At 45.6% G+C, this 12,097-nt stretch carries 11 protein-coding genes; 2 read left to right on the top strand and 9 right to left on the bottom strand.

What is annotated here, in order from left to right:
• Positions 1-45 precede the first annotated feature (45 nt).
• Complete coding sequence (locus tag KH703_RS07805; protein ID WP_304295330.1) at positions 46-2,418, top strand: ribonucleoside-diphosphate reductase subunit alpha; 2,373 nt, start codon at positions 46-48, stop codon at positions 2,416-2,418.
• A gap of 229 nt (positions 2,419-2,647) precedes the next feature.
• Entirely contained in the window at positions 2,648-3,511 is an 864-nt protein-coding gene (locus KH703_RS07810) for a TIGR01777 family oxidoreductase (protein WP_304295331.1), read from the top strand.
• A gap of 207 nt (positions 3,512-3,718) precedes the next feature.
• Here the strand turns inward: KH703_RS07810 and KH703_RS07815 are convergent, their stop codons facing one another.
• From KH703_RS07815 to KH703_RS07855, 9 genes are all read right to left on the bottom strand, one after another.
• On the bottom strand, positions 3,719-5,479 hold the full coding sequence (locus tag KH703_RS07815; RefSeq protein WP_304295332.1) for a GTP-binding protein: 1,761 nt from the start codon (positions 5,477-5,479) through the stop codon (positions 3,719-3,721).
• Positions 5,472-6,623: an MBL fold metallo-hydrolase gene (locus KH703_RS07820; RefSeq protein ID WP_004318461.1), complete on the bottom strand. Its 1,152-nt coding sequence runs from the start codon at positions 6,621-6,623 to the stop codon at positions 5,472-5,474. The genes KH703_RS07815 and KH703_RS07820 overlap by 8 nt, the downstream gene beginning before the upstream one ends.
• A 10-nt stretch (positions 6,624-6,633) precedes the next feature.
• Positions 6,634-8,025: a hypothetical protein gene (locus KH703_RS07825; protein ID WP_304295333.1), complete on the bottom strand. Its 1,392-nt coding sequence runs from the start codon at positions 8,023-8,025 to the stop codon at positions 6,634-6,636.
• 105 nt (positions 8,026-8,130) lie between these two features.
• Positions 8,131-9,303 (bottom strand): PAS domain-containing sensor histidine kinase, encoded by a 1,173-nt coding sequence (locus tag KH703_RS07830; protein ID WP_304295334.1) that lies wholly within the window; start codon positions 9,301-9,303, stop codon positions 8,131-8,133.
• On the bottom strand, positions 9,294-10,052 hold the full coding sequence (locus KH703_RS07835) for a response regulator transcription factor (protein ID WP_304295335.1): 759 nt from the start codon (positions 10,050-10,052) through the stop codon (positions 9,294-9,296). Before KH703_RS07835 ends, KH703_RS07830 begins: the two co-directional genes overlap by 10 nt.
• A gap of 37 nt (positions 10,053-10,089) precedes the next feature.
• Positions 10,090-11,004 (bottom strand): DUF3137 domain-containing protein, encoded by a 915-nt coding sequence (locus tag KH703_RS07840; protein WP_304295336.1) that lies wholly within the window; start codon positions 11,002-11,004, stop codon positions 10,090-10,092.
• 157 nt (positions 11,005-11,161) lie between these two features.
• Complete coding sequence (locus tag KH703_RS07845; protein WP_304295337.1) at positions 11,162-11,707, bottom strand: hypothetical protein; 546 nt, start codon at positions 11,705-11,707, stop codon at positions 11,162-11,164.
• On the bottom strand, positions 11,707-11,958 hold the full coding sequence (locus KH703_RS07850) for a hypothetical protein (protein WP_304295338.1): 252 nt from the start codon (positions 11,956-11,958) through the stop codon (positions 11,707-11,709). The genes KH703_RS07845 and KH703_RS07850 overlap by 1 nt, the downstream gene beginning before the upstream one ends.
• Entirely contained in the window at positions 11,959-12,096 is a 138-nt protein-coding gene (locus KH703_RS07855; protein ID WP_304295339.1) for a hypothetical protein, read from the bottom strand.
• Between the last annotated feature and the right edge of the window lies 1 nt (position 12,097).

Here is a 12,097-nt window from a genome sequence, read left to right on the forward strand (position 1 = left end):
GGGAAACTAACGCTAAATTTGCATTTTTAAATTTCAAGGAACGATATGAAAGTAATCAAACGCAACGGCAGAACCGAGGAACTTGACGTAAGCAAGATCAAAAAATACACGAGCGAGGCGGTAGAGGGGCTGGAAAACGTAAGCCTTAGCGAGCTTGAGGTGGACGCAAAGATCCAGTTTCGCGATATGATCACCACGGAGGAGATTCAGCAAACCCTCATCAAAACCGCGGTCGAGAAGATTGACGTGGACCGCCCGAACTGGACCTTCGTCGCCGCGCGGTTATTTTTATACGATCTATATCACAAAGTAACGGGCTTTAGCGGCTACAACAGCCTGGGGGATTACTTCGCTCGCGGCGAAGCGGCGGGTCGCATAATGCTCGGCTTAAAGGAAAAATACGATCTTGAGGATCTAAATTCTTACTTGCAACCGCAGCGCGATTTGCAGTTTAACTACCTCGGCATCAAGACGCTTTACGATCGCTACCTCATCAAGGATAAAAGCGGCGCGCCGATCGAGCTTCCGCAGCAGATGTTTATGGCGATCGCGATGTTCATCGCACAAAACGAGCTTGATTGCCAGAGCTGGGCGAAGAAATTTTACGATCTCATATCTAAATTTGAAGTCATGCTGGCTACTCCGACGCTCTCAAACGCCCGCACGACGCGACATCAGCTAAGCAGCTGCTACGTAGGAAGCACGCCCGATAATATCGAAGGGATTTTTGATAGCTATAAGGAGATGGCGCTTCTGAGTAAATTCGGCGGCGGCATCGGCTGGGACTGGTGCAAGGTGCGCGCGATGGGCGGCAGCATCGACGGACATAAAAACGCCGCGGGCGGCATCATCCCGTTTTTAAAGATCACGAACGACATCGCCGTCGCCGTCGATCAGCTGGGCACGCGCAAAGGCGCTATCGCCGTGTATATCGAGCCGTGGCATATGGACGTGAGCGACTTTTTAGATCTGCGCAAAAACTCGGGCGAGGAGAGGCGCCGCGCGCATGAAATTTTCCCCGCGCTGTGGATAAACGATCTGTTTATGAAAAGGCTTCAAAGCGGCGGCAAGTGGACGCTCTTCGATCCTGCAGAAGTAAGCGATCTAAGTGATCTATATGGCGCGGAATTTGAAGCGCGCTACGAACAGTACGAGGCCGATGATAAAATTTCAAAATCCACCATCCTGGCAAAGGAGCTTTGGAAGAAAATTTTAACGAGCTATTTTGAGACCGGAATGCCCTTTTTGTGCTTCAAAGATAATGCCAACCGCATCAATCCAAACGCGCATCAAGGCTTAATCAGGAGCTCAAATTTATGCACGGAGATCTTTCAAAACACGGCGCCGAACCACTACAAAATCAAAGTCGTATTTGCCGACGGCAGCGAGAGGCTGTTTGAGGAAAACGAAGATATAAGAACCGACGCGGGCATCGTAAAAAAGGCGAAAAAGATCACCGCGCTAGACGCGCTGGGCGGCAAAGAAATTTTTATCGTAGAAAAGGGCTGCAACGAGGGCGCAACGGCGGTTTGCAACCTCGCAAGCGTAAATTTAAGCAAAATCAACAGCCGCGAGGAGATAGCTCGCGTGATGCCGATCGCCGTGCGGATGCTCGATAACGTCATCGATCTAAATTTTTACCCGCACGCCAAGGTCAAACACACCAATCTAAAAACCCGCGCGATAGGGCTCGGCGTAATGGGCGAGGCGCAGATGCTTGCCGAGCGCGGCGTGAAGTGGGGCAGCTACGAGCACTTCGAGCTGATCGATAGGATAATGGAAAACGTGAGCTTTAACGCGATCAAAGCAAGTTCAAATTTAGCCGTAGAAAAGGGCAGGTACCCTGATTTCGCGGGCTCGAAGTGGAGCGAAGGAGTTTTCCCGATCGATTTAGCGAACGAAAACGCCAAAGCGCTCGTTAAGCGCGGTGGGCTTTTTGAGCAGAGCAGCTGCGACTGGGACGGACTGCGCGAGAAAGTAAAGCGCGACGGCATGCGAAACGGCTACCTGATGGCGATCGCGCCGACATCGAGCATCAGCATACTCGTAGGCACCACGCAGACGATCGAGCCGGTGTATAAGCGCAAATGGTTCGAGCACAACCTAAGCGGCATGATCCCGGTCGTCGTGCCGAATTTAAGCCCGAAAACGTGGCAGGCGTACGTACCTGCGTACGAGCTCGATCAGCGCCTACTCGTAAAGGCGGGCGCCATCCGCCAAAAATGGATCGATCAAGGCCAGAGCCTAAATATCTTCATGAGCCTAGATAAGGCAAGCGGCGGCTATCTGAGCGAAATTTACACGCTTGCATGGCAGCTGGGGCTAAAATCGACCTACTACCTGCGCTCTGAAAGCCCAGATAGCGAGAAGCTAAACAACGTCGCGGATCGCTCGATCGAGTGCGAGGGGTGTCAGTAAATTTTATTTGCCGCGCTAGAAAATTTACGCTCGCAATTAGAGGGCGAAAACGGCGTAAAAGAGTATTTTAGAAAGTAAATTTGACGGGCGAATTTAAGCGCAGGTCTTGCCGTCAAATTTAAGCAAAACGGCTCGGCTTCGGACTTTAAGTTAAAGCCGATTTTTAAATCCGCGTCGCGTCAAATTTGACCGTCCGCGTAAAAGTAAATTTATCAAAAAGGCAAAAAATATGAAAATAGCCGTAAACGGCGCAAGCGGATTTATCGGCGGCGAACTCTGCCGCTTTTTTAGAGCCCAGGGGCACGAGATAGTAGCTATCCCAAGGGCCGCCTACGCCGACAAAAACGCACTCAAAGACCTCATCAAAGGCTGCGACGCGGTTATAAATTTAGCCGGCGCTTCTATCGCCGCAAGGTGGAGCGAGGCCTATAAAAAGCGCCTTCGCGCAAGCAGGATAGAGACTACGCGCACGCTGGTTTGCGCTATAAACGAGCTAGAAAACCCGCCCTTTTTCATCAGCGCTTCAGCCGTGGGGATATATGAAAACGGGCTTGGTCACGACGAGAGCTCGGTCAAATTTGACCGCGGATTTTTGGGCGAGCTAGCATGCGAGTGGGAGAGCGAGGCCGCTAAGGCGCGGACGCAAACGGCGATATTTCGCCTAGGCGTGGTGCTGGGACGAGGCGGCGCGCTGGCTAAGATGCTGCCGGCATTTAGGCTCGGTCTTGGCGGCAAGATCGGTAGCGGCGAGCAGGCGTTTTGCTGGATTCACATCGCTGATTTGCTAGAGGCGTTTAAATTTACCTTGCAAAACCGCCAAAGCGGCGTTTTTAATCTCGTTTCGCCGACTCCTAGTACAAACGGCGAATTTACTCAAATTTTGGGCGAGGTTTTGGGGCGACCGACGTTTTTTAAAGTGCCTAAATTTGCGCTAAATTTGATGCTGGGCGAGGGATCCGGCGTACTGCTTGAAGGAGCAAAAGTCTATCCCAAGGCCTTGATAAAAAGCGGATTTATCTTTAAATTTGGCGATCTAAAAACCGCGCTTGAGGATGTTTTGGGACAACGTTTTAAAGTAAAACAAATTACCTAAAGGACTTTTCAATGGCAAACCGTACACCACATAAAATCCTAGCGTAGTGATAAATTCCGGAAATTTACCGCAAGAGTTCGAGTCAACTTGTGTTTAAATTTAATGTTTGGCGGCGGTGCTTTATCGTTTTTATAAAGTCGTGCCGCATCACCGTCCAAAATGCGCACAAATTTGCCCTACAAATCAAAGCAATTTGATCTCTAAGCCCTAAAAAAGATCGGTTGAAAAAGCGCTCTGCTTTATCCCTCGCCCGATGAAAACCAAAAAATTATCGCAGCATTTGCGGTCGCTAAAAGGCGTTATCTCAAATTTACCGTTTACGAACTGCACGACGTATTGCGCTTCATCATCTTTAAAGCTCGCAAGCCCCTTGATGCGGTAAAAATTTTCCGGCATATCGCTCATAAATTTGATGAAATTTTGCCTATCGATGGCCTCAGGAAGATCCTTTTTAAACGAGACTATCCCCTCGTCTTCGTGCGTCGCATGCATTTTGCCCTCGAGCAGGACGGACGCCATATACGAGGTGTCGCTCTGGCGGTAGAGCAGATAGTTTGGATTTAGCTCGGCGCCTATCGTCTCGAATATCTCGGCGCAGCGGTTGTTTTGGATCAAAATTTGCCGTATCCGCTCCTTCTGCTCGGGCGAGATCAGATCGATTTTATTGAGCACTATGACGTCGGCGGCCTTGATCTGCTCGAGCATTATTTTTGATCTGCCGCGCTCTTTTAAAAAATTTGCCCCATCCACGACGGTGACGATGGCGCATAGATTGACCTCGTCTTTTATCTCGTTTAGCTCGCTTAAGATATTGAAAGGATTGGCGACGCCCGTGGTTTCAAGCACGATACTGTCGGGCTTTTTGGGCTTGAGCTGCGAGATCGCAAGCTTGATCTGCCCCGCCATGGAGCAGCAAACGCACCCCTCGTCGATCTCTACGAGCGCGTATTTAGCGTCCAGCAGCGCGCCGTCAAGGCCTATTTTGCCGATCTCGTTTTGGATGATGCCGGTAAATCTATTTTGCGCCGTTTCATGCTCGATGAAATTTTGGATAAATTTCGTCTTGCCCGAGCCCAGATAGCCGGTAATGATGAAGAAATTCGGCCGCTCGCCGCCTTGCATAAAAATTTGTTTTTTATCCTCCTTGGCTAAGCGTAGCAAAAATTTAAACAAAGCTGCCGAGCCGGACAGCTTCTTAAAAGATCTATCGTCAAATTTAATGCGCCCGTCGTCCGCATCCTCGCCGTAGATTAAATTTACAAAAATTTCGCCGCAGAGCGGATCTGCTTTGATTTCTAAGTTGCGCTCTTTGTCGTAGATCACGGCGCGAGCCGCTTTTTTGTAAATTTCAAAGCTCTCGTAGCGCGGCTCGTAAATTTTGCAAAGCGCGATATGCAAAAAGTTCATAAACGCAAGCGATACCCTAAAGCAGGGGAAATTTTTATCGAGCCCCTCTTTTGCGATGATCTGCTTACCCTCTACGCGCACACCGTCCTTTGCATACGACCTATCTCTGAGCTTTGTTTTAAAAGATAGCGCCAAGCCCCACTCTTGCGGCTTTAAATAGATCGTAGCGACGCAGAAGTTATTTAAAAGCTCCTCGTGCGCGGAGAAATTTCGCACTTTTGTTAAAAACTCCGGCCCTCCGGCTAAAACGGCTTCAAAAAGCGAGACGCTACCGAGCAGCTCATCGTTTGCGGAGGGGAAATAATAAAGCTCAAATACGCCCGCGCCCTCTTTCACCTCCCGCAAAACGATGCCGTAAATTCCGCTGTAAAAGCCAAATTTTATGCTCCAGCATTCATTAAAATAGTTCCCCTTATACATCCCCTGATACCTGCTTGAGGATTTTACGTCGCTATCGTAAAGAGACTTCATCAATATACATCTCATAAGCGACCTGTAATCCTCAAACGAGTATCTAAATTTCAAAGGAAAAATATCTTGAAATTCCATGCTTCTATCCAAATTTAACCTTGTCGCCGTTGCCCAGATAATCGGACGTTTTGGTTCTAAATCTAGCCGTGCCCTTTACGATCGGATAGCCCTCGCGGACGAATTTTTGCACGGTCAGCAGACCCGTGCAGTGGTTGCACGCCATGACTTGGTAGTTCCATCTTTTCAGCCCGATAACCAGATCGTCGTATTTTGGATCCCAGTCGTCAAACGGCGAGATATGAAGTCCGCCGTAAAGACCATAGAGCTGATCGTTATCGTACTTAAGCTCCTTGTGCGCGGAATCGGAAAAGGTAATGATGCCCTGATGGCAGCATCCGGTGATACTTACAAGACCTTTATCTTTGACGTTTACGAATATCGACTGCTCGCCAAAAACTCTCGTAATGATAGGGCAATCGTAGCAAAACGTACACATTCCGGGCTCGATCTCGTTTCTACCTTTTTTAAACACTACAAGCTCGCCTTTATGGCCTGAATCTTTGATATATTGTCTGCCCTCCGGGTAAAAGCCTTCGTGGATTATGATCCTGATGTCGGGCTTATACTTTAAAACGACGGGTAGCGCCCAAAAGTGATCGTAGTGCTCGTGCGACATTATGAGGGTGTCTATTTCGCCGCTTTGCAGCATCTTATCGATCCCCTCCCGCTTAAAACACTCGTGCATCCACTTATATGACCAGCCGCAATCAAGCAGATATTTTTTCTTTTCGCCGTTTAGCCGCTCTATCTCTATCAAAGCGGAGTAGCCGCCCGCGTTATCGGGATTTACGGAAAGTTTTTTGGTTACCTCCCACGCCTCATCGATCTTATCGGGTAGAAGATGCTTGATTTGTGAAATTCCCTCTTCGTAGCTGCCTTTGGCAAGCCCTTTGCCGTTACCGAACGGCGGCCAGTTAAATAGATATTGATTGACTAGCAGTCCGCCTGCGCCTTTAATATCTCCCATCAGCATCGAGTTGTCAAACCAGCTCGTTTCGGAGATATTAGTAACCTCGACGCTTTTGATCGCGCCAAAATCGGTCATCTTTCGCACTTCATCCGGAAGAAAAAATTCTCTCGCAGGAGAGTATGAAAACACTCCCATCGATGCGAGCGCCCCGAGCCCTATGCCCGCCGCGCCGCCTTTTATAAAATCTCTTCTAGCTTCATTCATCTCAGATCCTTTATTTAAAAATTGTAAGCATATTGCCCACGGCAGGCGCTAGATAAACTACGGCGAGATAGATGATCACGCCTATGATAAAGCCCGCTACCAAACCTTTGATGGAATTTTTATTTCCAAAATCGTCTTCCTCGTCTGCTTCCTCCGCCTCTTCCTTCTTGCCGGCAAGCTTCCAGCCCGGCCAGCCGTCCATAAACCAGTAATTTATCAGCATGACGTTGATAAACCAGATCATCGGAATCATCGGGAATTGTTGCGGATGCGAAAAGCCCTTTTGGGTGCCTAGCAAAAAGTGAGAGACTTGATAATAGACATAGTATAGGACGATAGCCGCTACCATACTTATGATCGTTCTAAGAAGGATATTGACGGGCTTTGAAAATTTATTAACCGCGTTGTTGCAGTAAAATTTAATAAACAGCACCGGCACCAGCCAAAATATAGCTATCTCGCCTACGTGCAGCCAGCGCCAATCGGGCGCAAAAAGCCTCCTGTCACCTCTAATATGCACGCCCCAGATGAGCTCTTGCAAATAGTAAAAGAAGAACGAAAAGCAAAACGCCATCGCTATAATGCCGAAAAATGACGCCACCCTTCTAAGCCAGTTCGTCTTAATAAGGCTAAAAGGATACCTCTCCCAGATGGTTTCATACACCCAGACCATAACGGTACAGCACATAATCCACGCGATATTGAAATTTCCGTGCACGGTATCGGCGAAGTTGTGCCACCAAGGCGGAGTAATGGATGTGTATTTTTGCCACGGATCGAATAAAATTCCCATTTGCGAGTGGAAAAATACGAAATACACGATCATACTTAGCAAAAAGGTCCAGATAAAAACGGTAAAGCCTTTAACGGGCTGCTTTAGCTTCTGCCACGGCGAATTATCCGCAGCCACTACCCAAGAGGGGCTGAGCCACGACGCGATAGCGGCAAACATCAAAATGGCCTGAGCCGAGTATTCAAGGGCGTAAAAATCGGTTATGCCAAGCTCCGCGAGCCTTCGCGGACTAAAATACGATATGGCAAGCTCGCCTAAAATAAATTCGAAGAATATCTTTAAGAATACGAAGAAGGTAAAAAATACCATCACCGTAAAGATAATGCCCTTTTTCGCTGGCCCCGCCGTATAGAGCCACTCTCTTTTAAAAGGCCAAAAATCAAAAATATACGCTATCCAGATGATAACTACAAGTAGCCACCTGCACCACATATATCCCACGTAAGGGGTATACATCCTCATCAGTCCCCTAGGATCTTGAAAGATCCACCACGATGCGTAAAACACCACAAACAAAAACAGAGTGTTTATAAGCACCGATGTGAGCGGAGAATATCTTCTAACAAGCTTCCGCTCCTCCAGATAAATTTTGTCTTCAGGTTCGCTCATCGCTCCCTCCTTACATAAAATTTAATCTTTGTTAATTATATAAAAAGAGTGCAGCCCATTTGTAGCGTAAATTTGGATTAAATTTTAAATTGTCTCAGAAAAGCTTCATTTCGGAAGTTTGATTATGAAATTTGAACCGTTCTTTAGGCTCTCCACAACGAGCGAGCCCTTGCAGTGATCTTCGATGATGATCTTTGACATGTATAGCCCGATACCGGTGCCGTTTTTGCTGGCTTTGGTAGAAAAATACAGATCGAAAATTTTATCCGCGATCTCCTTTTTGATGCCGCCGGCGTTATCTTTTACACTTAAGCAAAGATAGGACTTTTCGATGTAGGTTGAAATTTCGATAACCCCATCGTCGATATTTCTTTCTAAAAAGGCGTCCTGCGCGTTTTTTATGATGTTTAAAATAACCTGCGAAACCTCGTTTTTATATGTGAGCAGAGTCTGGTTGCAGCCGTATTTCGCGTAAATTTTAATCTTTTGGTTTTGCAGTATCGCTTTTGCGATATTTATCGCCATATTGCAAAGCTCCTCCAGGCTCGTAACTTCCTTGATCTTAGCGGGCTTAAAGAAATTTCTAAACTCGTCGATCGTTTCGGATAGGTGCTTGGAATACTGCTCGATCTTGCCTAGCTCCTCCAAAAGAGCCGTTTTATCAAAAATATCTGCCATCAAGCAGCTAGTGCTTAGATACGAAGCCGTAGCCGAGATGGCAGATAGCGGTTGCCTCCACTGATGCGCTATCATATTTAAAATTTCGCCCATCTGAGCGAGCCTTGATTGATACTGCAGCTGCTCGTCTTGGCGCCTTATGAGCTTTAGCTGCTCTTCGATCTCGTGGTTGAGCGTTAAATTTAGCCGTTTGACCTTTAGCCTGCTTTGCTTTAATTTCTTCTCCGCCATCACTCTTTTAGTGATATCTACCACTATCCAAAGCACCTCGTCGTTTCCCGATATGGAGTCGCCCGAAATTCTAATCCAAAGCCCTTTGCCGCTTTTATGTCTTAGCTCGTAATTTAGCTGCAGAGCCTCGTTTTTCCTTACTTTATTAAAGGCGATGTCTGCGAAATGCAAGTATTTTTCTTCGCTTAGATGTATGGTTTGCGCGGATTTACCGATGATCTCGTCGTATTCGTAGCCGAAAATTTTACAAAAGGTCTCGTTGCACTCCATAATATTTCTTTTCTTGTCCACGATGAAGATGCCGACGCCGGAATTTGAAAATATCGTCTCAAATCTCTGATGATTTTTCTTGATGTCTACTATCGCCATTTTATCCTGTATCCTTGTGAGTAGATATTTTCTATCAGCTTATAGCCGATTTTTCGGTGAAATCTGGATATGATATTTCTTACCCGTTTGTCGTCATACTCATCGCAGTCCTCGAACAACTCGTTTTCTATCTCAAGGCCGCTTGCGATCCGTCCGCTAGAGCTTAAAAGCAGCTGCAACAAAGAGGTTTCGTTTTTGGTTAGCTTGATAATTTCGCCCGCCTTGCATAGGGTTAAACTCTGCTTATCCCACACGAAATCGCCGCTTAAATAGGCAAGCTTTCCCGGTTTCGTTTCGATGCTTTGCGTGATTTTTTCAAGCACGCTTAGTAGATCCTCAGTCGTAAAAGGCTTTAGAATATAGCCGTCCACGCCGATGGATATCGCTTTAGTGAAAAATTTAGACTCGTCATGGGCTGAGAAGATGACCGTTTTTACCAAAGGATCGATCTGTTTGATCCGCTCTATCATTTCAAGCCCGTTAATGCCCGGCATATTGATATCGGTAAAAACAATACCTGCTTTGCTCGCTTTAAATTTCTCGATACCTTCCCGCGCGTCGCCGCAGTCGATAACTTGATGAAAGAATAGTTTTAAAATTTTTGCAGTCTGCCGCCTTACCTCATTATCATCTTCGACATATAGGGCGCGCATGTTGTGGGTTTGGGCTTTTATCTCGTTTATATCCATAATGCAGCCCCTCCTCTCTTTAAATTTATACGTATCGTAATTTTGTTCTGCCCGCTGCAATTGCGCTTTGAGCTTTAAATTTTAAATCGAAATATCTCTACTCTACCTGCCCGAGCTTTTTGAGATAGGCAAAAATTTTAGCGATCTCGATCATTTTATTTAGGCTTTCGAGCAGTTTTGCGCTTTGCGAGCTCGGCGCGGATTTGAAAATTTCGCTATTTTCAACGCCGATTACGAGGCTGTTTTCGCCCAGATAGAGCTCTGTTTTACCGAACAAATTTAGGGTGATCGTCTGCATATTTTCTAAAATTTTTTTGTTTTGCAAAAACGCGGCGGCGGCGGGATTGTTGAGATAAACATCAAACGATGCGCTTAGGTGCGGGCTGTCTTTGAGTAGCTTCAGATCCGATGCGCCGAAGATGAACTCCCCGCGCGGTACGACTAAAATTTTACTATCGAAAGTCTCGTTAAAATCGAATTTTGCAAAAAGCCCGTCGAAGATCGCAGTATCATCCTTCTTTTTAAGATGCAAAATTTTATCCAGTTCAAATACTCGATTTTCTCTGTTTTTATCGAAATCGCGGCTTAGGCAGATGTCGCCGATTTTTATGCCAAATTCGGGCGTCTTGCCCACTATAGCGTGCTTACAAGTGCATAGATTTGCCTCTTTGCGGAGCGGGTTTTTATAAATTTCATCGAGTAAAAACGCGCCGAAAGGCTGAAAGGTAAGACGCAGCTCCTTTGCGATCCAAAGCAAAAATTCGTTTTTAAAAGCCTCCTCACTGAGCGCTTCAAATTTACGCGAAATGCGCACGGCTAGGTATTTGTAAGCAGGATAAGCAAGAGCTAGCAACACTAATAAAAACAGGAATGAGAAATCTCCGAAATCCTTGCGCATAGCAATAAACAGCGCCAGTACTACTGCCGCCACGCCGCCACGCGCCTTCCAAAGCGCCACATTGCGCGCTCCATCCAGCTTTTGTTTTTTTAATTCGTAAGAAACAAGGCTCATCGCTATCCCCGTGAGTGAAATTTGACATTCATTATAGCGAAAAATGGGATTAAATCAAGCTCATCGCATAGAGAGGTACTATATTTATTCTGCTAGGACTAAAAGATACGAAATTTTAGAAAATATCTCTTTCCTCAAATATTTTCATTATAAAATTTTAAAAGTAATACACATAGCAGCCTCGGTCATCGTATATATCAAATAAAATCGAAAATTTCTCTTTATTGTTTACGGCTAACTGAACTCTAATGTTCAAAGAGGGCTCTTTTGCCAGCTCAAAATTAAAATGGCGCAGCAGTATGGATCTCAAAAAATTTGGCTCAAGCGTCTTTTCTTTTATAAAAATAATGCCCGCTCTGGCGCCGTTTTTATAAGGCTTAGCTTTTGTGTATTGCCCCTTCATATTTTTAAGAAGATACTCCTCTATTTTCTCATCTCTTTCCCAAAAAAGAATTTTATAAACTACGCTATCTAAGTGGCTTGCTTTTGAAATTAAAAATATAACTAGCCTTATTTTAGCATCTACATCGATATTTTCAAAATCTATTCTCGATCTGGCTACGCCTCTTTTATTTCTGCTTATTTTTCTAAATTCTATATCGAAATTAGTTGGGTCTATAATGCTTTTTATCATTGCCGTCGTCTTTAAAAGCCCTTTTTGCTGCGTGATGCTATGCAAATTCTTTTTAAAATTTCTTGTCATTACTCGCCAAATTTCATCCAAGCGGCGGCATATTCTTGTGTCTCATTTCTAAAATATTTGCTAATTATCTTATATTCGTCCTCTTTCGCAATGTTTACAATTGTTTCAATAAAGCCGGTACAAAACGCCGTGCCGATGTATTCATCTTCGCTTGCCGCCCCCTTTTCCACAAAATCAAAAATTTCATTTCTTGTCTTTTCGTCCAAATCATCAAAAATTTTAATCGTAGTTTCTGCAAAAGATGCAAGCAATCACAATAAGCTAGGTATATACTCCATATCGAAAGGAAATATCTGCTCTTGATAGGCGTTAAAATACGCCCTGTTTTTCTCTATAAAGAAATAGATATATTCCTCATACTTGCCCAAATCGGTCTTTGTTAAGCACATT

It is taken from the genome of Campylobacter gracilis (assembly GCF_018374135.1).
Lineage (GTDB): Bacteria > Campylobacterota > Campylobacteria > Campylobacterales > Campylobacteraceae > Campylobacter_B > Campylobacter_B gracilis_A.